Below are 23,782 nucleotides of genomic sequence, written 5' to 3'. Positions count from 1 at the left end.
TCTCATACGACTGAATGCATTCGAAAAACCGCTTGTCATCCGAGAAGTTATACCACTAGTTGCTGATTGCAATCCAGTAAACATCGAACGAAAAGGATTAGCTCGGGTAAATGTATTACGGATTGAGTTCACGGCTGCAGAAAAAGTATCACTAATGCTCGTTCGTATTTGCCCTAGACTAGTACGTATTTGTCTCATGTTATTACGAAAAGTTTGTGGAAAGTTACTTCCTACACGGTTAAAGTCACGGTCTATATCTCGTATCTGACCAGATACGCCTGAATCATCAAGGGATATCTCAATAACAACTGATCCATCTGCTGCCATCTACTCACCCCTCTCAGCCATCTTTTGTTTGATGTAAGCTTGCTTCTCGGCTAAATCCATTGCTTCAAATTCTATTTCTTCTTGGGATTTCTTTAGTGCATATAGTTGCTGAAGCTTCATAAGATTGCTTTTTTCTTCAGTAGACATGTGTTTATTTGGCTTACGTTGTCTAATATCAATAACTCTCTTAAACATCGTGTCATCACTTAAAGAAGCTAACAGCGCATTAAACTTAAACCAATGCATCTTCCCTTGTTGATCGATTAAGTCAATTTGATAATCATATAAAAAAGACGCATAGATATACTGTGCGTCTTCTTCTAGGCTATATAGTTTTTTATCATCCTCATCTTCTTCAATGACATTACCAGCAAGATCTCGTTTAACCTCTTGCTTTTTTCCTTGGAGGATGACCGTTTCCATAATCAATGTATAAAGTTCTACCATTTGTTCATCTTCAAGTTCATGTGGCTGGGTTAATAATAAATCCATTACCACATCTACTTTGAACAAGTCATCGATATTATCATCTTTTAGCACATCAAAAACTAAAAGGACATTATCAAAAGCTAATTTCAATTCGTAAGTAACGCCATTATAGTCAATTGAATTCTGTAATTTTCGAGCAAGGGAAAACATTGCCCTCACCTACTTACTTCTTTAGATTTGCTACATAATTATCTTTTTGTTCTCTTCTTGTACGTTTTTCGTACTCGGCCATTACACCATTTGCAACATCGATAAAACTATTAGAGAGCAAAGTCACATCTGGATATTTTTCGTAAATCTTATCGAAATTCCCCTCTCCAAACAGGGAATCATAAATGCTTTTTAAAATAGATTTGGTTTCTTCAATTACTTTAGCAAACGATTCTTTATCTTTTACTTCACCGATATCTGTATTTCGATTATCAAATTCTTCGATTAATCCCATTAACTTCTGTTTACCAGCATCCGAGATATCTACATTAAAATCAAATTCCCCGAATCTCACGGGGATAATGGATTGGTTACTTAAATTAATATTAATAGACATATGTTACCTCCTAATTATTCTTCTGTAGTTGTTTGTGTTCCTGTTTCACCAGGCTTTGTATCAGTTGGAAGACCTTTAAACGTAACTGTAAATTCAAACGTTGCACGAGCATTCGCATCTCCACCATGAGGAGTGATATCTTGTAATGTTGCAGGACCTTCAATTACACGTCCATCTGGCTCTGTTACCTGGAAGTACACTTCTCGCCCTTGGCCTAAAGTAAACAGCTTATTCCGAATTAATTCTTGTGCTGGATCATCAGCGTATTTACGGTTACCACTGAATGCATAAGAAGAAGTTAATCCAGTAGTTTCTGTTTCTGTTCCGCCTGCTCCATCATAATAGCTATATTCTTCCGTAGATTCTTCATTTGATGGATCAACAGTAGAGATACCTGCAGCTAATGGTAATAGTTCTTCTTTTGTTTCACCGATTTTATAGGTAGTCAAATAGTTTAAATGAAATGGCATTGTTAATCCCCCTTGTAAACTAGTAAATTAGCGCTTAGTTGCGCTGTAAAAATGTAATACTTATCATCCTTCATAAGAAGGTTTGGGCTTGTTTGTATGTCTATTCCTTCAAACTCATACGAGTTGTTTTCACTAGGTATAGACTTTCTATCCTTTAAAAAATCAACAATCAATTGGCATGTATTATAAGCGACTAATTGTTGATCATGCTTTGTGCTGATTTGGAAGGCATATCCTTGGCTGTATGATCCATCCATGTAGTATTGATAAGTTCTCGAAGGTAAAGTTGTTACTGCAATGCTGTTTCCTGTTCCAAGTACAGGAGAAAGTACCGTTGAATAATACTTTTGGGCATCTAATAAATATACTAATCTCTCTAAAAAATCCATTGTCATAGGTTATCTTCCATTTCTCTTTGCGCAAGTCTAGTCCAGTCATCGCCATATGCTGCTTTGCCTCGTTCATGCCATATACCACCCGCTTTAGGATTCTTATCCAAAGAAAAATTATATTGCGGGTTATAATAAAGATTCCTTGCATATGGTGTTGACCATTGTAAAATCCCTTGACCTATAATAGAACCACGTATGGAAGAATCACGTAAATTCCATGTGTCTGCAGGAATAAATTCGTTATCGTCTTTTAAAATCTGATTATCCAGTGCGTATTGAGTTCTTTCTTTTGCTCTTGTTATTTGTCTAGCTATACCGTTTAAATTAGTTCGAATTCTTACCCTGCTCATATCAAATTCACCTCGTAATGATGGGGCATATCTGGATCTAATGTATAAAGGCTTTCGCATTCAATCACTCGATAATCCTTCTTTTTAAATCTAACCTTAGACTTTTCTTTCAAAGGCTTAAAGTTAGGTGTGTTTACCGCGTCTAAAAAGACTACTCCAAGTGTTTGGACTTCTTCTCCATTTCCATCCCTTCGTAATTTACTGGATGGTTGAACCAACACAAAAGAGATGGTCTCAGCAGGCGCAAATTCTTCACCAAATGATCCATCTTTTACAAATTCTTCATATTCAATAGTATGGATCAATAATTTCTTTGGTATTGGAGGTATATTCACTTTTTACACCTCTTTAAACTCTAGGATTATTATAAGCTAATTGTTCTCGATTACGTCTTCTGGTTCTTCCAGTCTCATCTATGAATCTTCTCATATTAGCCTGTCGTTCTCTTACTTTTTGCTTGGCCATTTGAACACCTACATCATCACCCATAGCACTCATGACGTTTAATTGCTTTTTAGCATGTCGAATTTGCCTTTCTAGATATCTCTGTTGTTGAGACAATTTATAAGCTTCATCATTCTCTTCTTTATTGATTTCAATCTCTCTTTTAACAGAAACTCCCTCAACAAATGGATACTTTACATGGCCACAATTGATGCCGAATAAACCAGCTATATGTTTTTCATAGCTAGTTTCACTAAAAGGCGGATATTTTTTACTTTTTCCACTCCTAGAATATATCTTTCCTTGGTAAGGAGCGCAGAGCGGCCTTGCACCCATATGTGCTGATACTTCAATCAAGTCCACACCATATTCATCCATTCGATTATCCTGTATAGTGTTAGAAACTCTATTACTTATGGATCTCACGACTGTATTTATATAAGCTTCAGGTGTCCATTCCTTATTTGCTTTATCTATTAATGCAGGAATACCATCTTCTGCCCATTCACTAACAGTCTCTCTTAGCGCTTGGCTAGGCGTAATAGTCCCTGTTAATACTTTCCCTACTGTTTTATTCAAAACGTCTTTATACTGTTGTTTTGACTGTTCTAGCATGGTCGTATTAACCATATTAAATTTATCTATTGCTTGTTGCTGATAACTTAATAATATAGGCTGAAGTGAAGAGCTGGGTTCTGTTGGTGGCTTGATTATAGCCCCTTTTCTCACCGCTTCTTGTAAATCCTTATCAACTTGATTAACGGCAGCATAACCAATCTCTTGAAGTAGCTTAGTTATCTCATCGATCGCTAATCCACTATATTTCGCTATAGTGATTATGTTTTGTTGCGATAAGGCTTCTAATTGAGATAGTTGATATTCAGCCCATTTCTCAATAGAATCTTGTTTCAACAACCTTTTTCTTTGTTTAAGTTGTCTCGCAAAGTTAATTAATATTTGTTCCTCAATAGCAAGATAAATTTCAGTAACTGAATTTGATAATTCTTGCTGTTTTTCAGGATTCATATTGTTTTCAACCGCCTAAATGCATTTAATTCACTTTTATATGAAGTAAGTAAATTATCCGCACTATTAGTTGTACCTTGATTTTGGCTACTGTTTTTCGTAGCTGAAAATTTACCTACAGTAAAAGAATTGAATGAATCATCCGTTAAACTTTGAACTACTTCCTCATTTGGATGATTTATTTTGAATAATTCTATAGCAATAGATGCCCAAGTAAACAATAAGCCTTCAGGAACCACTTTAAGATTACAATAGTTTCTTATTTTCCATTCTGCTTGTTCGATATAATCCATGATTAAATCATCAAGAGACTCATCTTCAAGTTTTAGGCGCCGCTTAATAATTTCAAGGACTTTATCTCTCATTGATAAGCCCTTCTTTTAAAAATGAATCATAATCAGACTTCTTAATCTCTATTTTTTGTCCTTTTTTAAATCGTTCTGTATTATATTTGATATTCGCTTTAAGTTTCACTTTAACTGTTTCTTCTACCTCTGATTGATTATTCTCTTCAAGATTTGCTGATTCCTCAGCTTTCTTTTTTTCTTCGGCTTCTCTTACCTTTTTATCTTCCGCAGTTTCTTTTTTAGCCATTTTTATTAGCTCCTTTCAAATAAGATAGGAGAGGGAAACCCCTCTCCTTAGTTAACTTTTGCAATAAAGATGTTATCGATCGTTTCAAAGCTTGGCAGTGAAATCATAGATACAATTGTTTCAACGTTTACTGGATGCGGTTCTTTGATTGTAGTAATGGCAACCCCAGTGTTAATAATTGAAACGTCAGCAGTAGATTGGCCAGTCATTAGATCACTTTCCTCTGGCGTAGTACCAAAGAATGTATTACCTAAGTTACCATCTGGTAGTAAAGTGAAATGATCATCGGGATAAAATAAGCTAGTGGATCCATCTTGCAATGCGAATTTTTTGTTATAAACAGCAACTGATAATCCTAGTTTTTCAGATAAATAGCTTCTAAGCATAGCATCTGTCATGATGATATTTTGACCACCAATAGGATTCATATCTAAACGAATAGACTTGTTCTTCATCAAGTAATTCCATGTTTTACGAGTACAAATAGCATTCGTAGGACGGAAACCTGTATCATCTTCTACTTTGTCCTGCCATTCAATGATGTCGTTTACTGGATCAGAACCTGTGTAATCACTCCAAACCGCACTACCTGTTAATGTTTCTTTATGTTCAGAAGACATTTTATAATCGTAATCGTAACTTAATCGATTTGCTGTGATTGCTATTTTACCAGTTGAAAGTAATTGCATGATCATTCTTTCAGGTTGTACCATCGCACCATTCACTAACTTAGTTACATCATCATAAATATTGTTTATAACTGGCATAATCATACTATCTAAATTAGAAGCTGCAAGACGATTTAATTCTTGACGATCTTTTTCACCAATTCTCATTGCTTCACGGAAAAACGGCATTTCTGTTTGTACTTTGTCAAATCCGATGCGATCTCTTAAAGTTGCTTTAGCATCAAATTCAGACGGCATCAAAGCAACCGGCAATCCATTTGAACCTTTAATCCAACTCAAATCTAATCCAAGTTGTTTCTTAGGTGGGAAAAGTGTTGCACCTAAATAAGGAATAGCATTAGATGGATTAGCTTGATAATATGTTGCGATATTTGGAGCATTTACTAAATCAAAAATTGTTGGCATATATATTCATTCCTCTCTTATTTCAAAAATGTAATTTGTTTTAATGCTGCTTGTTCTTCAGCAGATGGCGCTACAGGTAATTTATCGATTGCTACAAATCCATGAATAAGTACAGCTCCAGGCGCTGGACCGTAAGTTACATCTACATCATTAAATAGAACACCTTCTGCATTAGATACACCTTCTGTCGTTGTAGCTTTAACTGCATTAACTGCTTCGTCTGCTAAGAAACCTCCACCCACAATCGTTCCTGCAGGTACAATTTTCTTACCATCAATATTTGCTGTAACGCCTGTGTCACTCACTGTTACAGCAACATTCACGTAATGATCTGGAAACTTTAGAATTTCTTTTTTGTTTGTATAAGATGTAGTTTCAAATTTACTCATCTATATTTCCTCCTTACTTAAAATAGGATTTTCTAGCTTCTTCAAGAGAAGCATTATTTTGTTTATTAGCTTCCGCAGCCTTTTGGCCATAGTTGATCACACTAGGATTAGTGCTACCGCTACCTGGCGTATTTCCTTTTAATCTTTCTGTTACAGCAGCATCAACCGCTTCACGAAAAGCTTTTTCAAAAGTATCAACATTTCCTTTTGTTTTGTCAGCATCATCAGCAAGTAAAAGGTCAGCAAAAGTAATAGGCAACTTCTTCTCATTCAGAATGTTGATTGTCTCAAGTTTAAGTTCCTTTTGTTGAATGGCCCTTTCTCTATCCTCAATCTCTTTTTTCTGTTTATCAAGAAGTGCTTGCTCCTTCTCTGCAGCAGTCATTTTAGCAAGTTTCTCTGCCTCTGCTTTCTCTGATTCTAACTTTTGCTTATAATCAGCTTCCCACTTTGCTTGGGCTGTTTTTAAGGCATCTGTGACCCTCTTATCGGATTCGCTCTGTAGGAGCTTTTTTAATTCTTCTTCTGATTTAGGAAGTTCGATTGTTCCTTTTCCGTCATCAGGATTGAGATTATTTTGCCCTTGCCCAGTTCCAGTATCTGTTCCTTGAGTTCCTCCAACATCTCCTGCTCCACCAGTATCTGGTGACATTAATGGTACTCCAACTAATTTACCGCCAATTTTTACAAACATTTTTATATCCTCCTAATGCCCCTTACAGTTCGCGCCTGTAAGTTGCAGAAATAAAAAAACACTTCTTATTGAAGTGTTAAATAATTTTAGTTGCACCCTCGTAAATTTCTCCTATTGTACGCTTTCCATCTTCTTGAATACGATTAATCTCCGCATCCACATCATCAATAAATGGCAACAGACCAAGTTTTGTCTTTTGACTAACAGTACTACCTAAATCTTGTACCATTTCTACTAATTCAATAAGGTTCTTAGGGATATTTCGATGAAATTTAAGATTTATTTTATTGTAATCATAATTTGCGCCTTTTTTATTTAAAAAGTTAGTAATCAATCTAAGGCGCTTAATTAAGGGGCTTTTAAATTTACGCTCTTTTATAGCTGCTATTTGCTCTAGGCCCCATAACTTATATTTCATTGCCTCACCAGATACATTTCCAGCAAACTTTTCATCTGTAAGATCTGGCACTTGGCTAATTCGATGAATATCATTCTGCAATCGATTTTTATAATTTTCCGTTGCGGCATCATTGACCTCTTTAATTAGCCATCCCGCATCTCCTTCTGGAGGAACAATAATAACCCTGTTTTTCTTCATTTCTTTTACATCAGCCCATTCTGTGGCATCCATCCCAACAAGTTTTAAATAGGCATCTGTAAAGTACTCAAAGTCATTTGAACTATCAGATTGAGATTTATTGTAATCGTCAATTAGAGAAAGAACTACTTCGAAATCACCCATCATTTCATTATTATTAATGTACTCATTAATTGGCACTTCTCCGAAATGATGTTCTTTTCTTTCGACTTCTGTTAGTTTATTTGAGGTTGACTCATAATAAATGATTTCATCAGACGTATAAACCTCTGCTTTATTCGTTTTGTCACCAGTTGATATATCTTCACTAGTGTAATGTCTAATTGCGAAAAGTAACCTCTCTTGAATGTCATCTGTATAAACAGGGATAACTGATTTATTATCAATTTCCTTAAATCGGACATTAGCTTCTTCATCTGCATAAATAAGTTCATAAGCTCTTCCAGCTTTACTCATGGTTTTAGCAAGTTCAAAGTTGATATCTTCTTCCGAATTATCATCCAAGATTTCAAATACTTTATTGATAAATTCTTTCTCGTCACTCTCGCAAGTAACTGGAATGCCCATAAAATAACCCGTAGCATTATCAGTAATAAGCTTTGCATAGTTAATTACCAACTTATTATTTGGCTTATCTCCATCTACAGGACGATCAAGAATATCGTGTTCGCCTTTATAATACTTTTCTAGCTTTAAAAGACGTTCATTTTCTTTTCCACTATCCCACATAGCGATTATATTTGTAATAAGATCTTCTGTGATTCCAACAGCTTTATTAACTCTTATTTTCAGCAAGTAATCACCTCCTATAAACCAAATGATTTTTTATCCATAGTACCAAGTTTATTTCTATTAAACAGAATCGTATTTACAAAATATCTGTCACCATCCATCTGGTGATCATTCTGTTTAACTGGTTTATCTTCTCCACGATCAGCTGCTTTTTCATCCCAAATATAAGAGGAAAACTCACGAAATGTTTCCTTGCAGCAATCGTTGTATTTGATCATTAAATTATTTAAAGCACTCGCCATATTACGTATACCGTCTAATACATCATTTTTGGCTTTAATTACTTTAAATCCATTCTTTTTAAGTAGAGCAATAAAACTAGCAGCAGACGGATCCACGATAACCCCTCTAAAATTACTGATACCAGCAACAAACTCTTTTAAATCCTCGAGATATTCTTGGTCTGTCTTTTGTTTGCTCTTTTGACGGCCATCATAATGATATTCCTTTGTTTTATACCAGACATCACCACAAAGACCCCACAAACCAAAAGTTGTCGGGTTCTGAGTACCATAGTCAATGCTGACATAGTACTTGGAGTATTTTCTTGTTTCAGTTGCAACAACATGTTTTTCCTTATCGAACATGTCAAAAATAATACCTTCTGCAAGCACCCATAAACCAAGAATAAAGCGCTGATAGAATATACCTTTATACATCCTCTTATAGCGCTCTTTCGTTTTAGGAGTAAGCGAAAGATTATCATCCATCGTGAAATGGATATGAACCATGTTCTTTTCTTTCAATTGGTCTAGATACTCAACTTTAAACCAATGAAATGGTCCAGCTGGGTTGCAGTTAAACCAAAATTTCGCACCGTCAACAGAACAACGAGCAGTTGCTTGGTTAACAAAGCTTTGAGGCATTAATGCTACTTCATCAAAGAACATCCCAGCAAGCGTAATACCCTGTATAAGATCCTGCGAGCCTTCATCTTTACCACCAAAAATATAAAAGTAATTTGTTTTACCTTTATAAGTAATAGTCATGAAGTTATCTGCTCTATGGTCCTTAACTTTATATCCTCTTGCCTTTAGCATCCTTTTTAATGGAGTTATCACGTTACGACGAAAAGAGCCTATCGTTTTTCCCGACATGCCCAAATTACATTCATGAAATGTATCCATTGCCCACATAACATAAGATAAAGACATTACGACCGTTTTACCGGCACGTACAGAACCATCACAAATGATTCCATCTTTATCTTTCATCGGTGAATCTTTTCTCCACCAGGTAAGTACTTGTTTTTGCTTTATAGAAAAAGGCTTGAATTTAAAAGGTGCTGGTTTCTTTTTCTTTGGTGCTCTTGTTAAAAAGGAAAACTCTTTAACTGTCTTCTTCGGTTGAGTCGCTACCATCTGACCACACCTCCGAAGTCACTGCATTTAAAGCATCTTCAAAACCATCATCTTCATATTCATCCTCTTCTTCTTTGCCATGTAGTTTGAAGTGAGCAATCTTAAGCTTCTCTTCCTCGATTTTCCGCTTAAACTCATCAGGGAATAGATCAAAGTATTTCGATAGCTTGTCTAATGCCCATTTTCTATCCTCTAACTTAATAGAAACACCATCACGGCCTTGTTTCACTTCTGTGATAAGTGTTCCATCTACTACATTTGAATGCTTGAAATCTACAAAGTTAACTTCTTGCATTAATGGTCTATCATCTTCATCTTTTACAGGACCAAATGCACCTATAACTGGTTCTTCTCTTTGGCCAAAAGTGAGATAATCTGTAATGTCAGAAAAGGCTATCTTAATGTACTTATTTAGTACATCCATAGCATCTATAAATAACTCGCCAGTCATTGTTTGTTTAATTCGTTTGATTTCCTCACGAACTCTAACATTTCCTAACAAACGCGGACCTTGTACATGAGCAGTTGCTGGAGAATACCCTGCATTGATTGCTGCCTGTGTTGCATTAAAAGTTCTCACATAAAAAAGACAAAACATGCTTTGTTTATCAGTTAATCCGCTCTCTTCTGAGAAATCATCAAGTGATAATTCTGGAGCATATTCCTGAACTGAAGTAGTTGCATCTCTTGTCTTATTGGTTGCAACCTTTTGTTTTTGGGTTGCATCCTTTTTAAGTTCGGTTGAATCTTTTTTAGGAGCACCTCTTGACCAACCTTCTCTGCTTTTTCTACTCTTTAATGTACCGAGTTTGATATCGTGTTTTTCGGCTAGTGCCTTCAATGTAATATTTGTTTTTTCATACTCATTTCTGATTTCTTCCCAATTCATTTTACATTCACCTGCCACCTCCATTATTTACAAATAACAAAAAAGACACTCTTGTAATAGAGTGTCAACAACCATATACTTCATACACAATCTTACACACAATATATTGAAACTGATATAAGCAACCACTCTTATATCTGATTCACCCCATGCAACTATAAGCATTCGCCCAATATCATGTGAATCTTCCCTACTTAACTCTCTTCTGTGCGTGACGTATAGCCAAACATATATTAGTTATATGTTTTAAATAATGAATAGAGCTTCATTACGCTTATTACTTATTTACTTGTCAACATAGGCGATAGGAATCGAACCTATCACAGTCGGTTTTGGTGACCAACTCGCCACTTTGGAACATGCGCCCATACGTTTAGGAGTGTCTCCTTATTTTTTTATCGTAATCGTTCATTCCTTTGATAATACTTAATGCTACAGCTTTTCCTAAATGAGGATGTGCGTTAGTAGAATATTTACCAAATATAAACGACTTTATCTTATGCATATACCAATGATATTTGATTTGTATTGTTAATTTCATATCATATCTCCTTAATGTGTCATGCAGATACCGCAAAATAGGCAAACCGAAAAATAAAAGGCGCTCGACTTTTACATCAATGCGCCTTTAGAAAGAAGGTAAGAACATATTGGAAAGGAATTAGAAAAATAGAATCAAATAAAGGAGAAAGACCAAATAGTAATAAAGTAGGTAATAATTTATTATTATTTGATACTATTAATATATCACACATTTTTCAAGGTGTCAGTGTACAAAATGTGACCTATTGTTCAAGTTTTTCCCCGTCTAATTCCCTGCCAATTTGCGATTTAAGCTTTTTGATGTAATCGTAACTATATCCTGTTTCTGCTGCTATTTCTTTCAGTGTCATTCCCTGTACATAATAGCAATAAATGATCTTGTGTTTTATTCCATCAAACGTTGATAGTATCTGTTCCGCTTTCTCTTTCATTTTCTTACTAAATTCTAACGTTTGCTTCATATGGTCATAATTATCGCTTATTTTATCCATTCTTCCTGCTACAATATCCATTGGAACAGGCACTAATCCACCATTTCTATTAGGAGTAGGGTTGCTGCTTAAAAGTTTATATTGTATTTTCCATTCATTTTCTATACTTTCCACCAATTCCTCATAAAATTCTACTTGGTTACATACATCTTGGTAAAATTTCAATGTGTTTAATGGGCCTATTTGTTCTATCAATCCCGCTGTCATGCTTTCCCTCTTTTCTATATAACTTTCACTATTGTTCAAGTTTTTGTTACTAATTAATAGATTATCTTTCTCATCATATATCGAGGTTTATTTTCAATTACTTGATGCTGCATTTTATAATTTGTTCTTGTCTGTTGAATTGGAGGATTAAAACGATTATCTTGTCTTTTTTCTACTATTCTAGGGATTGTTTTTATTTTTTTGAGCAAGATACCCCATGCAGCTAAAAAACTTTCTTTTGCTCTTTTAAAAGCATCCGCCAACTTTTGTCCTAATAACTTTAATTGCTCTATTCGTATTTCATTTAATTCCATCTGATTAACCTCCGTTCGTTAACAAGGTTTCTATATATCTATTATACCATATTTATTTTTCCAATCTTTTAAAAAACTCTTTTTCTATTTTTGTTAGATTGTCTATAGTTTGTTGGATTTTTGCTATTTCTTTTTCAGCATGATGTCTATTTAATTCTTTAATAGCTGATATCCAAAAATCGTTCTTTTTATTTTTGATTCCATTTTTTATTCTTCGTTCATTTTTAAGTAGTACCCAATACACTTTGTTGAATAAGTTGAAACTTATAACCTCTAATTTACTGTTAACATAAATTTTAACTTCTCTTTTAGTTAGATTCCATTTTTGATATTTTATTCTAAATGAGTAATTTTCTGTTTCGATTCTTTTGCATTCATAAGAGCAATAATTCTCTCCTATCTTTTCCCAAGGATAATTTAATACAGCGTATATAATTTCGTTGCCGAACATCTTCTTTAATTGCCTATTAGACATAATCAAGCGCCACCTTCTGACATTATAGCCTTCAACATATCTTTCAGTGTATTCTGCATGCCTTGGTAACTTAAAGCGATTCCTCTCCAAGTAACAAAGTACCCTTCATAGATACCTGACTTTTCTAAATTGACTCCTTCTACAATCCGACTGGCATAGTTAGAATCATTGATGGCTCTTTTATTTGTCTCCCGCTCATATACATAACTCTGTCCACGTTCAGTTGCAGCTCTTCCAAAATAAAATTGATATTGGCTCTTATAGTATCCAGCGATCTTCCATGCTTCTCTTTCTGCTCGATTGTAATAATGCTCTAGCTTTGCTATTTGAAACGGAGAAAGGGAATCAAGATTCTCCTCCATAGCATTGATTGATTTCAATAAATCATTATGAGTTGCAATTGCTAAGCTTGCCCCCTTAGGCAGCTCATTTTTAATAGCTGCCTTTAATGCTTCTGGCGACAAAATTTCTTCTTGAATAGGCTGTTGCATTAGTATTTCTCACCGTACAAATTATTCAATCCATCCTCATATCCTTTTTCGTAAGGTTTAACAGTACACATTGCCACTATAACTGCTCCAACTAAAGCTCCAACACCAAACGAGATAACATGCATCATAACTTCTTCACTCTCCCAGATTTTAGTTTTTTTAGCTTATCTAACTCGATCCATCCCAGTGTTTTATCTAGAGTGACGATTTTTAATGGATAATCATACTTCTTTAAAAATAGCTTTTTCTTGATGAGGAATTCTTTCGTCTCTGCTCCTTTTACATCCACTATTTCAATGGATCCATCTAGATTATGAATCTCAAAGTCTGCTATATATTCAATCTTTCGAAAAGTTTCTCCATTCTTTTTGAATGCTTCCTGCAACAAGAATTTAGGCTGACATTTGAATGACTTAATTTGTTTAGCCTGCAGCAGCCATTTTAATTGTTCATAATACTTTGCTTCGGCTATTGAGTCGAACTTTACGTTGTCTACTACGACCTTTTTGTTTCCGTACTTGTTTCTCATTTACACCAGCCTTTTCGTTATATAGTTTCGTTAATTCTATTGGTTTTAAGCTTTGTAAGTATTCGTATGAGTAGTGAGTTATGTGTTCTAGAGTTGATATCATGTCTTGTCTTTCCATGGTCAAACACCTAGTTTGCCCGCTGCACTTCTTGTGGCAGCATTTAGTTTGTTTAATAATCTCGCTTCTGCTCTTCCTTTTTCATTTAGCATAGAATCATAACCTAATATGATCTTAGTTCCAATTACATGATCTATTTGCATTTCTGGAAAACCGTCTGTCGCTTTATTCAATGTTTTTTGAAGCTCATCTGCTGACATTCCATCTGTTTCTACAACTTTGTAATATCTTAATTTATCAGCCATTTATCACACCTCAATATCCTGTATCTTGTCTTATATGGTTTATCTTGTTTTTCTCAAAATAAGCCGTCTCTATCTCTTCCCATGTGAAGCCGAGCATTCTGCCTAATCCGATAAATCCCATGCAAAGATTATCAAACTCGTCTTGTTTTTCTTCTTCCTGCCAATCCGATTCCACTGATTCCCTAACTTTGCAACAAGCCGTGATTACCTCATTGAACTGATACTCAATGCTAGGTGTCTCGTATGAAGCTAATGATAAATTTGTATACTTAAGTTCCAATCCGATTTCTAAAAGAAAATGAAGTGCATCCACATATTCTTCAAGGAGTGGATTTTTTATCTCGTAAAATTCATCTATCTTTGTAAAAGGTATTTCTATGTCATCAAGAATTAATCGACGTGTACCAGACTTTGTAAAACCTTCAATTACGTTATGCTTTTTTCTGTATTCACTTTTTAATACAACATCAATTAAATTTGATTTTTGGTTCTTACTCCAAAATTTAAAGCCACGAAACTCATTCGCACATTCAGCTATCTCTACTTGCAATGCTAATATTAATTTTTCAAAACGATCTTCACCTTTATAGCCGATTCTATCTCTAAGGACTTTTTGTGTTTCAAATAGTTTTTGTAGGTTCATTTTGATTCCTCCCAATGTCCATGCTTTTTCATCACTTCGATAATTTCATCTACATATGGCTCATCTACATTAATGACAATATAAGAGTTATAAGGTTTCTTCCCATCATGTACTCTTCCGGCATGAACATCGTCTAGCACATCATTAATTGCGTGATTCATATTATTTATCCATTTAGGACTTGAGTACTTTTGAATATCGCGTTCGTTTAACACTGTATATCTGCGTTCACGACCTTCTAATACAGTTCCTTTAAATGCTGATTCTGGCATTCTCACAACCTCCTAATTTTTCATAAATACAAGCCAATGAGTCTTACTTCGTTTATTTCCGAACAGTGGTTTTTGATCAAAACATTTTAATACTTCACTTAGCTTTATTTGGTCTTCATTCCATTTGAAAATTAGTGTTCCATTTGGTTTTAGAACTCTCATACATTCGTTAAATCCTGCAGCAATATCTTTTGGCCAATCTTGATTTAGCTTCCCGTACTTTTTGGCCAACCAAGAATCTTCACCAGCCTTTAGTAAATGTGGTGGATCAAAGACAACTAAGTAAAAACTATCATCATCAAATGGCATATTGCGGAAATCTCCTACTACATCTGGTTTAACTATTAATTTTCGTCCATCGCATAATTCTGTTTCCAATTCTCGTTTATCCATGAAAATGGTATCTTCATTTTCTTTATCAAACCAAAACATTCGACTTCCACAGCAGGCATCTAAAATTCTTTGCAATGTCATTCTCCTTCTCTATTTGATTCTCTCCCTCCCGAAGGAAGGAGAGTGAAGCTAATAATTATTTATTTCGTATTATCTAATTGTTTATTCTTTCAGTCCTGGGAAAAACATCATTTCAATTCGTTCTCTTAATTCCGCCATGTCGATATACATATTTTTTGTTTCTTCGTCTAATGCGAATATGTTGTAGTCACAATGTTTCTCAATCCCCTGCATAGATAGTTTTAAAGACGTATGCATTGCCAAAATGTCATTATCACTTAATTGTAAGTTGTTCATGCTGTACACTCTCCCATTTGTTGTAGTAATAACACTTTTCTATACTGCGCTTACTGTCCATTCTTCGATATTCCGCTTCTAGCCATTGCTTTAAATCCATACACCTATCTGCAAAAGGACAATTACAGATAGGTGGCCTTTGTTCTTTCACTGCTGCTTTAATCTCCTTGATAACTCACTTTGTGCTGCTGTTCTATATTCTGTATAACGTGCTAGGTAATATAGTTGTTGTAGTGTTGCTTTTCTTAGGTTCATAACTTTGTAGCACCTTTAATCATCATTGCTTTTGCACTTTCAAATGCTCGTATTACTACGTCAATGCTTTCTACTTTTTCAAATAGCATTCTTACTGGGGTATCCGTAACTTGAATCGTAGTATTCTCTGGGTACTCTGTATATTTTCCGATTCGATCTCTACTGCTATTATTCATAAATGCTACTACTCCAATAGATTCACCTTCTAATGCTAATAATCCAGGAGCAACATTTATATCTCCATAACCAAATTCCAATTGCTTTGTTTTTTCTATATCAACAATAGGCATGCTTTTCTCCCTTTCTTAATTAGAATGGTAAATCATCATCCGAGATATCTATTTGACTACCTGGCGCAAACGGATCATCTACGTAACCACTTCGATTGTTGTTTTGCTGGCTTGATTGATTACTAGATTGATTGTTCCGATTATTTGATTGGCTATCGTTATTTCTTGTATCTAAAAATTGAACGGATTCAGCTATAACTTCTGTAACATATACACGTTTTCCATCTTGGCCTTCATAGCTGCGTGTTTGGATTCTTCCATCAACCCCCGCGAGTGAACCTTTTCTAAGGTAATTCGCTACGTTCTCTGCTGCTTTTCTCCACACTACACAGTTAATAAAGTCTGCTTCTCTTTCTCCTTGCTGATTCGTGAAGGTTCGGTTAACCGCAAGCGTAAAACTCGCTGTAGCCACTCCTGATGACGTATATCTTAGTTGCGGATCTGCAGTTAATCTTCCGCATAAAACAACTCTATTTATCATTAATTTCTTTCTCCAATCCGAATTCTTTTATTTTGTTATAGATTGTCTTCCTTGTTACTCCAAAGTGCTTAGCTGCTAAAGTCGGCCCTTTTTCCACCACTACTGCCTTCAAAACTGCTCTTTCAATTTTTTTATATGAAGGATGATTTTCCTTGATTTCTAAACGCTGTTTAGCTTTTTCTGACATCTTCGCTTTTGTTTCAGTACTAAAACTCCTACCTAAATTGTGTAAAGTTGTATGTTCTTTATTAGTCGTTAGTTGCAGATTTTCTAGGCGATTATCATGTTTAATCTCATTTTTGTGATGTACTATTTCATCAGCAGTTAAAAGTCTCTGCAAATACATTTCCATAATCACTCGATGTTCGAAAATATAACCGTTTCTATCTGAATTTGGATGTTTCTTGATACACAACACAACATAACCCTTATTTGTTCTTTTTCTCCCAGTAACATTTAAAGGAATCCCGTTAATAAATATAGTGTAGAATACTTGCTTTTCTTTTAACGCTGGCAAAATACATCACTCCGTTCTCTTGCGTGTTCCCGTATATCTTCACTAATACGGATAATGGATTTATTTACGCATTTTTACTTAAAATCATAAGATTTGCCCGTCTTAATAAGTACCTGATGCGTTTTACAATATGGTGAGAGCTTCTTTATTTGCTCTTTATTTACTTTTGGTTCATATATTGTGATAACTGTTAAAGGTTCATTATCCCTTGATATTCCGTGATGTGTTACTACTCTTCTTGTCATTAGCAGCACCATCTTTCACATACTCTTCTCGGATAATTTGTTTTTGCCATTTGAGCCAACTATCTTTTGACATCGCTCTTCCTCCTGCTTCATGAATTTTTCATATAACTCTTGTGTTGGATTCTCGATGTGTCCTTCCATCCATAGATCCCAAGCATCTTTGAAATAATGAGGACCAAACAACTTTTCATGTTTATCTTTCCAAAACTGATCAAGTACTTTGATAGTGTGTACTCCCTCTGCTCCTGTATGATGCGACTCGCACAATGGGACTAGGTTTCTCCAAACACCTCTACCGCCGATACCGTAGCCTTTATGCATAATGTGATGAAGTTGATAGTTAAGATTTCCACAGATAGCGCACGCTTCCCCATAGAATCTTAGTGTTTCATTTGCTGTCTTCCGATTCACTTCCCCGCGTTTCTTCCAGTGGGGTATTTTTCGGTTGTGAAACATTTCAATATTCTTATTTACTTTCGTTTTTCGCTTCTTCTTTGGTTTTTGCACTTTAAACTTTGGTCTATCTTTCTCCTTTTGATGTCCTGCCAACTGTTTACTTTTCGGATATGGATTAAATTCGCTATTCATTTGGCTAACATCTCCTCATTCAAGTTTTTATTGAACTATTGTTCAAGTTTATAACCAGAAGTTTCCTATTTTTCATCTTATCCGCCTACCATATATGCCAATTTTCTCGTGGATCTATTTCCTCCAGGTACAATAATTCTAAAACCATCGGCAGACAATCGAATTCGTCTTTATCTAACTCGTATGCTATTTCTTTTAGTGGTTTATTTTCTTTCCACATTTTCTTAAACTCTCTTACTTCTTTATTTGACCATATCCAATCAATTGGTATTCGCTCCATAGCAATTCTAATTCCGTATCTTGTTTTAACTAGATGTGTGCTTTCTATATTTCCAATAGCTTGTGCTTCCGACATAAGCAATCACTCCGCTTGTAAGATAAATCTCTTTGCTTGTGGCGTTAACCATTGTTCGAATGATTTAGTAACTAATCCAGCAGCTAAATAACATTTCCAAGCTGTATGAAAAATCTCATATCTATCTAATTGCTCTTTAGTTAATGTTTGTTGTTCCATTTTCTATCACCTTTACCTTTCTTAATCTCGCTCTCCATAATTGACTTTGAATATTTTCTTTAAATACGCACCGTCCATATTCATCTTGTGTAAAGGCCTTTGCTTGTCGTATGTTACATTCTGGTCCATATACTAGCTCGAATCCTCTACCTGTTAAATCTTCTATCGCTTTTTCAATTTCCTCTTTCGCATGATCTCCGTCCCTTTGTATGTTTGTGTAGAAGTATTGAGACATTACACTGCACACTCCACGAATGCAATGAATAATAGTTTTCCGTTATGAATTCCAGTAGAGTAAGTAATTTTAGGATTTTCAGCGATAGCTAAAATTTCATTCACTAGATCTTCAAAAGTTGGTAGATATTCACTTGTTATTACTTCCACTTTTCTATTCATGACGCATCCTCCTAGTTTTGAAATAATATACTTTCTAATTCTTCGTTTTCTTTTTCAGCTTCTTCATCTCGCACACTTTCTTCTGGTAAATATATTTCTATCGCCATTTTCTTTATACGGCTCTCTATCCGTCCTTCTTTGTATATCTGACCAATATCATCAATCGTTCTATTAGACGTGAATATCGTTGCTTTCAATCGTTCTAATCGATAATCTAATATCTTAAATAAAATACGTTCCGAGAAGTCGCTATTTTTTTCTACAGCAACATCATCTATTATCAGTACATCAACTTCACGAAAGGTTTTGATGATGTCTTTTTCAGTAATTGAAGATTCTGCGTTAAAAGTATTCTTAACCGAATCCATAAGATCATCCGATTTCAAAAAGGCTATATTCACTCCGTACATTTTCACTAACGCATTAGCAACGCTGGAAGCCAGCCTTGTTTTACCACTACCTTTTACTTTGCTATATAGATAGATTCCTTTTCCTTTCTGTTGCATAGTTAGAAAATTAGTTACGTAATTAGCAGCAGCTTTTTTTGCAATCCCGGCTATCTCGATGCTTTCATTACTTTTGTAAATATTGGGATTAAAAGAACCAACTGTTGCATTTTTAAAAATTGGAGGAACATTAGAAAGTTCTAACCTTTTTTCTATTTGTTTTTGCTTCATCATTTGTTCATAACACTCGCATTGCTCTTTCCATTCATCCAACACTTTGGGATTAGGATTATTACGTTTTGACCAATCTTTTTTCCATATCCATCCGCTTCCGTCACACTTGTTATAAGGGCAATCACTAGAAGGAGACGTCAATATCTGTATTGGATTGGATGTTAGCGAGTTTTTTTCTTCGTTCATTCGCTGCGCTAATTTTGGATGCTTCTGCATGAGCGTTTTCATTACTTCTGATATTGGTTCCATTATTTGCTCCTTTCTTCTCTTTCCTTGCCCAGTTCAGTATGGTGAGATAGTCGCTCTTATATTTCTTTCCAGTAGATCCTTTGTATAGGTTTAATGTTTCAATACGTTCATTAGCATTTTCTTCTCCGAATTGTTCAATAAGCTTTTTATATTCTTCTTGAGTCATAGAAACAAATTCTGCTAGTTTCGTTTTTTTAGAAGTAGAATTAATTTTTTTCTTTTTTGGAGAAGTATATATATTATTATTATTTAGTTTAATATCATTACTTAGTATAGAGTTATTACTTAGTAGTCCGTCGTTTTGTACAAGTACGTTTTGTACATCTACATTTTCTACATGTACAAAATCGGCAAGTAGAGGAGTTTCATAAACATGAGTTTCCCATGATACAATTCGTTGTCCTTCTCTGATTGGCACCCTTTTTACATAACCTCTATCTTTTAACTCTTTAAATCCCGCTCTAAATGACTTTTCGCCATCGGTTGAGTGCTTTATTAATTCTTCTACATAGAAAGTCCAATCGTCGGGCATTGACAACATATAAGCCATAATCCCTTTTGCTTTCCAGCTTAATTGATCGTCATTGAGTACGGTTTTATTAATAGTCACATAGTTTTTGTCTTTAACGACTCGATATATACCCATTTTTTCACCTTCAATCCTTGTAAATCGAACAAAAGTTCCCTGTTTCTTTTTTATATTTTCTGGTATATAATTAGAAACAGGGAAAAAACTATAAAAATGATCGTGAATTTTTAGTCTAGTGTTGGCGCACTGGACTTATTTTTTTGTATATTTTCAGCAGTATAATTAAGAATTGATATTAGATTTTTCTCTTCTTCATTTATTTCTGCCTTATTTGTAATCTTTGCAATTAGATTATTAAGATCTCCTGTTAAATCATTTGGAGGATTATAAGCTTTTAAAATCACACTATCTTTATTCACATACATTTCCATTCGCTGTCCGTTTTCCCAGCCGTGAATATCTCTTATTTCTTTAGGGATTATAATACGTCCTAAATGGTCAATCTTTCTTACAATACCTACCGCTTTCATATTTGGTTCCTCCTCAAATTAATGGTCTCCATGTTCTCACCCACAATAACGCTTCTTCAAAATCTTTTCTTTTTACAAAAATATACTTAGGAGCAGCAAAGGCTCTTCGTAGATGACTATGGATTTGTGAGTAAATTTCTCTTGTTGTTAACTCATAATCATTTTTAATGGACTCCACACGTTTTTTAATTTCATGATGTAATGTTTGTTGTTGACCATGGTTAAGTGTTAATTCTTCACTCACTTGATGTTTAACTAAATCGAGATCGTTTTTGATATGATTAATTTCTTCTGCTGTTTCTAATGATAGTTTCATAGATGCAATAAGTTGTTCTTTTTCTGAAAGAACTTTGACAGTTGAATAGTATTCATCAACCAACATTTCGTAAGCATCCCATGCAGCATCTGTATTTAATGATTTAGCGTGCAGCCAAGCTCCTTTTTCTGTCCAAAGAAACAATGATGAAGTGAATTTAAGGCTTTCATCAATTTGATGAATCGTTTTAAATTCCTTTAGTTCTTCTCCGAGTAGCTGAATAAAATGCTTGCCAGCTTTATAACGATTTCTGTTTCTTGTGTAATTATTTGAGATAATTTTTACATCTGTTCCATATGCTTCAGCTAATTGAGCTGTAGTTAAAACACGTTGATTGTTATGATTGATTACAGTTAAATTCATTAAATTACCTCCAACAAAGTTATTAGCAGCTCCCATGTTGTTACTTTCCTTTTCCTATATATACATTTCCGTTTTCCATCTGGAAAACTACCCCACGAGGTAGTTCGTTCGTGTAAATAACACTCATGTATTTACCTCCTTTCACATATATTTTTCAAGAACGATTAAATCTGTAATTTCGCACTTGAAATACGTACATAAAGCAGCAATCAAATCAGCGTTGAATACATTAAACTTTTGATGATAGAAATTAAGTAACGTTCCATAAGGAAGTTTTGTTTCTCTACTTAATTCACTAACAGAATTAATGTTGTTTTCTGCCATAAGTATCTTAAGTCGATGCTTTATAATCATCTAAGATCACCTCCTTTGAAGTAACCTTTGATTACTAACTTCATAATCAAATTTTACAACATGTTAGTAAATTCGTCAATTACAATTATTAAGAAAATATTACTTTTTATCACTTTGTTAAAAAATATTTGCATAATCTGAAACTTTTTTGTATATTAGTAGTATATTTTACTAACGGACAACCAAATTGAAAGGAGAAACAGTAAATTGAAAGTTAAAAATAACCTTGCATTATTAATGGTTCAAAAAGGTATTAAATCTGTTTCAGAATTACAAAGACAATTAAAGGATAAAGGACATCCAATAGCGCGCCGAACACTTGACCGTTTCTATAACAATGATAATAACCAAATCCATTACGATACTATTACAGCTATTTGCCACGTGTTGAATTGTGACATTGGAGAGCTATTTTCATTAGTAGAAACAGATGAAAATGATAATAAAAACTAAAATGTGCGATGTGTTAAAGGTGAATAAATTATGATAGTTAAAAACAACTTACGTATTTTGATGGCCAAGCATAAAATGAATATTCAAGATGTTCATAAATTAACTGGGTTAAGCAGAACTACCATTTCAAAACTCTATAATGAAACATCAACAAAAATTGGATTTGATACAATCGCAATTATTTGTAAGCTTTTCGATTGCGAAATTTCCGATCTTTTATTTATTGATAAAGTTAAATGATTTTTCGGGATAAAACTTGAATAACCATTCAAATTTTTCGTTATACTATTACTCTATTAGACTACTTTATTAAAAGGAGGTCCTACATATGAAAAGAGGACATTATAAACAACCAAACTATAAACCCACAACATCTATTACACTGGATGAAGAATTATTCGTAATGATCGATAAGTTTAAACATCGTAACGAGATTGATAGTCGCAGCCAAGCGATAGAAAAGCTTGTCCGTTTAGGTTTTAAACAATTGAAGCAGCAAAGATTGTCGAGGATGCAAGGATAATGGCCGAGCATCCTCTTTTTTTTACTTTCCTTGAAGCCAGTTATAAAAAGCAGTTGGATTAGTTTTGGATATTTCTAATATCTCTTGTTCTGTTTTTATAATTCCAGATTGAAAACCGGTAATGAACGCGTCTTTTATTGTCTTTTTAATCCATTCAGGAGAATTTTCGCTAATCATTTTATCTTTTACTTCATTCCACGCATCTTCTTCTTTCTTTTCTAAATAAGTATTAATTGCGGCTTCTAGTTTTGGGTCCATCAACATTCCCCCTCCTTGAACTTCCATAACTTTGGTGAAATTCCGTATAAGAATATTTGATCTCCATTTATATTAACTTCGAATGCTTTTCCATTTGGATAATCTCCTGTACCAGTTATGACACCTTCATCACCGGGATTTATAATTAACGGACCGAGTGTTTCATCTTCTATGTCATTTACGATCATTTTCTCTAACGCAATGATGATGTCCATTATTTTTGTTCCTCCTTTTCAAGTGCATCCATAACTACTTTTAGATAGTCTTTAAACTCAACGCTACTAATTGCACCAAATTGATTTATGTTTTCTGGATCTTCGATAGAGAAAAACCATCTACCGTTTACCCATTGACTTCCTCTTGTATTATTTAATCCAAACGTATCATGAGCTTTAAAAGGACTAATTTCTTCTACTTCATCAAGTAAACCTTTCATAATCTGATTGAATTTTGATTTTTTCTTAAATATATGAATACCATCTTTATTAGAATTTTTAAGTAACTCATCTTTGAATTTTTCATAATCAGGTGTACCATATTCAATTCCGAAATATTCAGAGTGATAGAAAACAAATCCTTCTTCAAATCCATATTTCTCTTTAATGATACGATAGAAGTTGTTAATATCATCAAACTGTTTATCCTTCTTCTTATACCAATCACTATCTTGGTTAACCTCATATATATGTTCATCTAACGTTTTCATT

46 protein-coding genes and 1 tRNA gene are annotated in these 23,782 nt (G+C 34.2%); 3 read left to right on the top strand and 44 right to left on the bottom strand.

Annotated features, from left to right (window positions below):
- Nucleotides 1–327: 327 nt before the first annotated feature.
- The 41 genes from BCI01S_RS00420 to BCI01S_RS00240 all read right to left on the bottom strand — a co-directional run bounded on the left by BCI01S_RS00420 (nucleotide 328) and on the right by BCI01S_RS00240 (nucleotide 21,841).
- Nucleotides 328–966, bottom strand: coding sequence for a Gp15 family bacteriophage protein (locus tag BCI01S_RS00420; RefSeq protein ID WP_061796066.1), 639 nt, complete (start codon nucleotides 964–966; stop codon nucleotides 328–330).
- Between the two features lie 13 nt (nucleotides 967–979).
- On the bottom strand, nucleotides 980–1,363 hold the full coding sequence (locus BCI01S_RS00415) for a DUF6673 family protein (RefSeq protein WP_061796063.1): 384 nt from the start codon (nucleotides 1,361–1,363) through the stop codon (nucleotides 980–982).
- Nucleotides 1,364–1,377: 14 nt separating this feature from the next.
- Nucleotides 1,378–1,833: a phage tail tube protein gene (locus BCI01S_RS00410; RefSeq protein ID WP_061796058.1), complete on the bottom strand. Its 456-nt coding sequence runs from the start codon at nucleotides 1,831–1,833 to the stop codon at nucleotides 1,378–1,380.
- Nucleotides 1,834–1,835: 2 nt separating this feature from the next.
- Nucleotides 1,836–2,228 carry a phage tail terminator protein gene (locus tag BCI01S_RS00405; protein ID WP_053215779.1) on the bottom strand — a complete coding sequence of 131 codons (393 nt, stop codon included), beginning with the start codon at nucleotides 2,226–2,228 and terminating at the stop codon, nucleotides 1,836–1,838.
- Nucleotides 2,225–2,575 carry a minor capsid protein gene (locus BCI01S_RS00400; protein WP_061796056.1) on the bottom strand — a complete coding sequence of 117 codons (351 nt, stop codon included), beginning with the start codon at nucleotides 2,573–2,575 and terminating at the stop codon, nucleotides 2,225–2,227. Before BCI01S_RS00400 ends, BCI01S_RS00405 begins: the two co-directional genes overlap by 4 nt.
- Nucleotides 2,572–2,910 (bottom strand): putative minor capsid protein, encoded by a 339-nt coding sequence (locus BCI01S_RS00395; RefSeq protein WP_061796054.1) that lies wholly within the window; start codon nucleotides 2,908–2,910, stop codon nucleotides 2,572–2,574. The genes BCI01S_RS00400 and BCI01S_RS00395 overlap by 4 nt, the downstream gene beginning before the upstream one ends.
- A gap of 13 nt (nucleotides 2,911–2,923) precedes the next feature.
- Nucleotides 2,924–4,045: a phage minor capsid protein gene (locus BCI01S_RS00390; RefSeq protein ID WP_061796052.1), complete on the bottom strand. Its 1,122-nt coding sequence runs from the start codon at nucleotides 4,043–4,045 to the stop codon at nucleotides 2,924–2,926.
- Nucleotides 4,042–4,410 carry a head-tail connector protein gene (locus tag BCI01S_RS00385; RefSeq protein WP_061796049.1) on the bottom strand — a complete coding sequence of 123 codons (369 nt, stop codon included), beginning with the start codon at nucleotides 4,408–4,410 and terminating at the stop codon, nucleotides 4,042–4,044. The genes BCI01S_RS00390 and BCI01S_RS00385 overlap by 4 nt, the downstream gene beginning before the upstream one ends.
- On the bottom strand, nucleotides 4,400–4,639 hold the full coding sequence (locus BCI01S_RS00380) for a DUF7210 family protein (RefSeq protein ID WP_061796047.1): 240 nt from the start codon (nucleotides 4,637–4,639) through the stop codon (nucleotides 4,400–4,402). The genes BCI01S_RS00385 and BCI01S_RS00380 overlap by 11 nt, the downstream gene beginning before the upstream one ends.
- A 47-nt stretch (nucleotides 4,640–4,686) precedes the next feature.
- Entirely contained in the window at nucleotides 4,687–5,733 is a 1,047-nt protein-coding gene (locus tag BCI01S_RS00375; RefSeq protein ID WP_061796042.1) for a major capsid protein, read from the bottom strand.
- Nucleotides 5,734–5,750: 17 nt separating this feature from the next.
- Complete coding sequence (locus tag BCI01S_RS00370) at nucleotides 5,751–6,122, bottom strand: hypothetical protein (RefSeq protein WP_061796041.1); 372 nt, start codon at nucleotides 6,120–6,122, stop codon at nucleotides 5,751–5,753.
- 13 nt (nucleotides 6,123–6,135) lie between these two features.
- Complete coding sequence (locus tag BCI01S_RS00365; protein ID WP_061796039.1) at nucleotides 6,136–6,816, bottom strand: DUF4355 domain-containing protein; 681 nt, start codon at nucleotides 6,814–6,816, stop codon at nucleotides 6,136–6,138.
- A gap of 76 nt (nucleotides 6,817–6,892) precedes the next feature.
- A complete protein-coding gene (locus tag BCI01S_RS00360; RefSeq protein ID WP_061796037.1) occupies nucleotides 6,893–8,209 on the bottom strand; it encodes a phage portal protein in 1,317 nt (438 codons plus the stop codon).
- Between the two features lie 11 nt (nucleotides 8,210–8,220).
- Nucleotides 8,221–9,567 carry a PBSX family phage terminase large subunit gene (locus BCI01S_RS00355; RefSeq protein WP_061796034.1) on the bottom strand — a complete coding sequence of 449 codons (1,347 nt, stop codon included), beginning with the start codon at nucleotides 9,565–9,567 and terminating at the stop codon, nucleotides 8,221–8,223.
- Nucleotides 9,536–10,456 (bottom strand): terminase small subunit, encoded by a 921-nt coding sequence (locus BCI01S_RS26285; RefSeq protein WP_061796032.1) that lies wholly within the window; start codon nucleotides 10,454–10,456, stop codon nucleotides 9,536–9,538. Before BCI01S_RS26285 ends, BCI01S_RS00355 begins: the two co-directional genes overlap by 32 nt.
- A 296-nt stretch (nucleotides 10,457–10,752) precedes the next feature.
- A tRNA-OTHER gene (locus tag BCI01S_RS25110) sits at nucleotides 10,753–10,825 on the bottom strand.
- Between the two features lie 416 nt (nucleotides 10,826–11,241).
- Nucleotides 11,242–11,697: a hypothetical protein gene (locus tag BCI01S_RS00345; RefSeq protein WP_061796030.1), complete on the bottom strand. Its 456-nt coding sequence runs from the start codon at nucleotides 11,695–11,697 to the stop codon at nucleotides 11,242–11,244.
- A gap of 53 nt (nucleotides 11,698–11,750) precedes the next feature.
- Nucleotides 11,751–12,011 (bottom strand): hypothetical protein, encoded by a 261-nt coding sequence (locus tag BCI01S_RS00340; protein ID WP_061796028.1) that lies wholly within the window; start codon nucleotides 12,009–12,011, stop codon nucleotides 11,751–11,753.
- A gap of 52 nt (nucleotides 12,012–12,063) precedes the next feature.
- Nucleotides 12,064–12,486 (bottom strand): hypothetical protein, encoded by a 423-nt coding sequence (locus tag BCI01S_RS00335; RefSeq protein WP_061796026.1) that lies wholly within the window; start codon nucleotides 12,484–12,486, stop codon nucleotides 12,064–12,066.
- A gap of 2 nt (nucleotides 12,487–12,488) precedes the next feature.
- Nucleotides 12,489–12,977, bottom strand: coding sequence for a hypothetical protein (locus tag BCI01S_RS00330; protein ID WP_061796024.1), 489 nt, complete (start codon nucleotides 12,975–12,977; stop codon nucleotides 12,489–12,491).
- Nucleotides 12,977–13,105 carry a hypothetical protein gene (locus BCI01S_RS26105; protein WP_268874774.1) on the bottom strand — a complete coding sequence of 43 codons (129 nt, stop codon included), beginning with the start codon at nucleotides 13,103–13,105 and terminating at the stop codon, nucleotides 12,977–12,979. The genes BCI01S_RS00330 and BCI01S_RS26105 overlap by 1 nt, the downstream gene beginning before the upstream one ends.
- A complete protein-coding gene (locus BCI01S_RS00325) occupies nucleotides 13,102–13,506 on the bottom strand; it encodes a DUF1064 domain-containing protein (protein WP_061796022.1) in 405 nt (134 codons plus the stop codon). The genes BCI01S_RS26105 and BCI01S_RS00325 overlap by 4 nt, the downstream gene beginning before the upstream one ends.
- Before the next feature lie 120 nt (nucleotides 13,507–13,626).
- Nucleotides 13,627–13,869, bottom strand: coding sequence for a hypothetical protein (locus tag BCI01S_RS00320; protein WP_061796020.1), 243 nt, complete (start codon nucleotides 13,867–13,869; stop codon nucleotides 13,627–13,629).
- Nucleotides 13,870–13,879: 10 nt separating this feature from the next.
- The gene (locus BCI01S_RS00315; RefSeq protein ID WP_061796018.1) at nucleotides 13,880–14,512 is read right to left on the bottom strand and encodes a dUTP diphosphatase; all 633 of its coding nucleotides are present in this window, start codon (nucleotides 14,510–14,512) and stop codon (nucleotides 13,880–13,882) included.
- Nucleotides 14,509–14,784, bottom strand: a complete 276-nt coding sequence (locus BCI01S_RS00310; RefSeq protein WP_061796016.1) for a hypothetical protein — start codon at nucleotides 14,782–14,784, stop codon at nucleotides 14,509–14,511. Before BCI01S_RS00310 ends, BCI01S_RS00315 begins: the two co-directional genes overlap by 4 nt.
- A 12-nt stretch (nucleotides 14,785–14,796) precedes the next feature.
- The gene (locus BCI01S_RS00305; protein WP_061796014.1) at nucleotides 14,797–15,258 is read right to left on the bottom strand and encodes a class I SAM-dependent methyltransferase; all 462 of its coding nucleotides are present in this window, start codon (nucleotides 15,256–15,258) and stop codon (nucleotides 14,797–14,799) included.
- Between the two features lie 81 nt (nucleotides 15,259–15,339).
- On the bottom strand, nucleotides 15,340–15,534 hold the full coding sequence (locus BCI01S_RS00300; RefSeq protein WP_061796012.1) for a hypothetical protein: 195 nt from the start codon (nucleotides 15,532–15,534) through the stop codon (nucleotides 15,340–15,342).
- Nucleotides 15,512–15,685: a hypothetical protein gene (locus BCI01S_RS25105; RefSeq protein WP_156485370.1), complete on the bottom strand. Its 174-nt coding sequence runs from the start codon at nucleotides 15,683–15,685 to the stop codon at nucleotides 15,512–15,514. The genes BCI01S_RS00300 and BCI01S_RS25105 overlap by 23 nt, the downstream gene beginning before the upstream one ends.
- A gap of 100 nt (nucleotides 15,686–15,785) precedes the next feature.
- Nucleotides 15,786–16,079 (bottom strand): hypothetical protein, encoded by a 294-nt coding sequence (locus BCI01S_RS00295; protein ID WP_061796009.1) that lies wholly within the window; start codon nucleotides 16,077–16,079, stop codon nucleotides 15,786–15,788.
- A gap of 19 nt (nucleotides 16,080–16,098) precedes the next feature.
- Complete coding sequence (gene ssb / locus BCI01S_RS00290; protein WP_061796008.1) at nucleotides 16,099–16,560, bottom strand: single-stranded DNA-binding protein; 462 nt, start codon at nucleotides 16,558–16,560, stop codon at nucleotides 16,099–16,101.
- Entirely contained in the window at nucleotides 16,550–17,077 is a 528-nt protein-coding gene (locus BCI01S_RS00285) for an HNH endonuclease (RefSeq protein ID WP_061796006.1), read from the bottom strand. Before BCI01S_RS00285 ends, ssb begins: the two co-directional genes overlap by 11 nt.
- A gap of 260 nt (nucleotides 17,078–17,337) precedes the next feature.
- Complete coding sequence (locus tag BCI01S_RS00275; protein WP_061796002.1) at nucleotides 17,338–17,910, bottom strand: HNH endonuclease; 573 nt, start codon at nucleotides 17,908–17,910, stop codon at nucleotides 17,338–17,340.
- Nucleotides 17,911–17,995: 85 nt separating this feature from the next.
- Entirely contained in the window at nucleotides 17,996–18,265 is a 270-nt protein-coding gene (locus BCI01S_RS00270) for a hypothetical protein (RefSeq protein ID WP_061796001.1), read from the bottom strand.
- Nucleotides 18,266–18,271: 6 nt separating this feature from the next.
- Nucleotides 18,272–18,424 carry a hypothetical protein gene (locus BCI01S_RS25100; protein ID WP_156485369.1) on the bottom strand — a complete coding sequence of 51 codons (153 nt, stop codon included), beginning with the start codon at nucleotides 18,422–18,424 and terminating at the stop codon, nucleotides 18,272–18,274.
- Nucleotides 18,402–18,659, bottom strand: a complete 258-nt coding sequence (locus tag BCI01S_RS00265; RefSeq protein WP_061795999.1) for a hypothetical protein — start codon at nucleotides 18,657–18,659, stop codon at nucleotides 18,402–18,404. The genes BCI01S_RS25100 and BCI01S_RS00265 overlap by 23 nt, the downstream gene beginning before the upstream one ends.
- Nucleotides 18,659–18,820: a hypothetical protein gene (locus BCI01S_RS25095; protein WP_156485368.1), complete on the bottom strand. Its 162-nt coding sequence runs from the start codon at nucleotides 18,818–18,820 to the stop codon at nucleotides 18,659–18,661. The genes BCI01S_RS00265 and BCI01S_RS25095 overlap by 1 nt, the downstream gene beginning before the upstream one ends.
- Before the next feature lie 11 nt (nucleotides 18,821–18,831).
- Nucleotides 18,832–19,740 carry a DnaA ATPase domain-containing protein gene (locus tag BCI01S_RS00260; RefSeq protein WP_235844425.1) on the bottom strand — a complete coding sequence of 303 codons (909 nt, stop codon included), beginning with the start codon at nucleotides 19,738–19,740 and terminating at the stop codon, nucleotides 18,832–18,834.
- Complete coding sequence (locus tag BCI01S_RS25845; protein ID WP_061795994.1) at nucleotides 19,625–20,395, bottom strand: hypothetical protein; 771 nt, start codon at nucleotides 20,393–20,395, stop codon at nucleotides 19,625–19,627. The genes BCI01S_RS00260 and BCI01S_RS25845 overlap by 116 nt, the downstream gene beginning before the upstream one ends.
- Before the next feature lie 110 nt (nucleotides 20,396–20,505).
- The gene (locus BCI01S_RS00250) at nucleotides 20,506–20,808 is read right to left on the bottom strand and encodes an AbrB/MazE/SpoVT family DNA-binding domain-containing protein (protein ID WP_061795992.1); all 303 of its coding nucleotides are present in this window, start codon (nucleotides 20,806–20,808) and stop codon (nucleotides 20,506–20,508) included.
- Between the two features lie 13 nt (nucleotides 20,809–20,821).
- Complete coding sequence (locus BCI01S_RS00245) at nucleotides 20,822–21,487, bottom strand: ORF6N domain-containing protein (RefSeq protein WP_061796531.1); 666 nt, start codon at nucleotides 21,485–21,487, stop codon at nucleotides 20,822–20,824.
- Nucleotides 21,488–21,628: 141 nt separating this feature from the next.
- Nucleotides 21,629–21,841 carry a helix-turn-helix domain-containing protein gene (locus tag BCI01S_RS00240; protein ID WP_061795991.1) on the bottom strand — a complete coding sequence of 71 codons (213 nt, stop codon included), beginning with the start codon at nucleotides 21,839–21,841 and terminating at the stop codon, nucleotides 21,629–21,631.
- Nucleotides 21,842–22,048: 207 nt separating this feature from the next.
- Here BCI01S_RS00240 and BCI01S_RS00235 point away from each other — a divergent pair, with 207 nt between their 5' ends.
- The 3 genes from BCI01S_RS00235 to BCI01S_RS00225 all read left to right on the top strand — a co-directional run bounded on the left by BCI01S_RS00235 (nucleotide 22,049) and on the right by BCI01S_RS00225 (nucleotide 22,817).
- Nucleotides 22,049–22,294: a helix-turn-helix domain-containing protein gene (locus tag BCI01S_RS00235; RefSeq protein WP_061795989.1), complete on the top strand. Its 246-nt coding sequence runs from the start codon at nucleotides 22,049–22,051 to the stop codon at nucleotides 22,292–22,294.
- A gap of 30 nt (nucleotides 22,295–22,324) precedes the next feature.
- Nucleotides 22,325–22,534, top strand: a complete 210-nt coding sequence (locus BCI01S_RS00230; protein ID WP_082809979.1) for a helix-turn-helix domain-containing protein — start codon at nucleotides 22,325–22,327, stop codon at nucleotides 22,532–22,534.
- Between the two features lie 88 nt (nucleotides 22,535–22,622).
- Nucleotides 22,623–22,817: a ribbon-helix-helix domain-containing protein gene (locus BCI01S_RS00225; protein WP_061795987.1), complete on the top strand. Its 195-nt coding sequence runs from the start codon at nucleotides 22,623–22,625 to the stop codon at nucleotides 22,815–22,817.
- A gap of 21 nt (nucleotides 22,818–22,838) precedes the next feature.
- On the opposite strand, the gene BCI01S_RS00220 is transcribed toward BCI01S_RS00225, so the two are convergent.
- The 3 genes from BCI01S_RS00220 to BCI01S_RS00210 are packed head-to-tail and all read right to left on the bottom strand — an operon-like array spanning nucleotide 22,839 to nucleotide 23,781.
- Nucleotides 22,839–23,075, bottom strand: coding sequence for a hypothetical protein (locus BCI01S_RS00220; protein WP_061795985.1), 237 nt, complete (start codon nucleotides 23,073–23,075; stop codon nucleotides 22,839–22,841).
- Nucleotides 23,075–23,290: a hypothetical protein gene (locus BCI01S_RS00215; protein WP_061795983.1), complete on the bottom strand. Its 216-nt coding sequence runs from the start codon at nucleotides 23,288–23,290 to the stop codon at nucleotides 23,075–23,077. The genes BCI01S_RS00220 and BCI01S_RS00215 overlap by 1 nt, the downstream gene beginning before the upstream one ends.
- The gene (locus tag BCI01S_RS00210) at nucleotides 23,290–23,781 is read right to left on the bottom strand and encodes a hypothetical protein (protein ID WP_061795981.1); all 492 of its coding nucleotides are present in this window, start codon (nucleotides 23,779–23,781) and stop codon (nucleotides 23,290–23,292) included. Before BCI01S_RS00210 ends, BCI01S_RS00215 begins: the two co-directional genes overlap by 1 nt.
- Nucleotide 23,782 lies beyond the last annotated feature (1 nt).

The organism is Niallia circulans NBRC 13626, assembly GCF_001591585.1.
GTDB classification, from domain to species: domain Bacteria; phylum Bacillota; class Bacilli; order Bacillales; family Cytobacillaceae; genus Niallia; species Niallia circulans.
The sequence above is the reverse complement of the archived record's forward strand: the minus strand, read 5'-3'. Positions and strand labels throughout refer to the sequence as shown.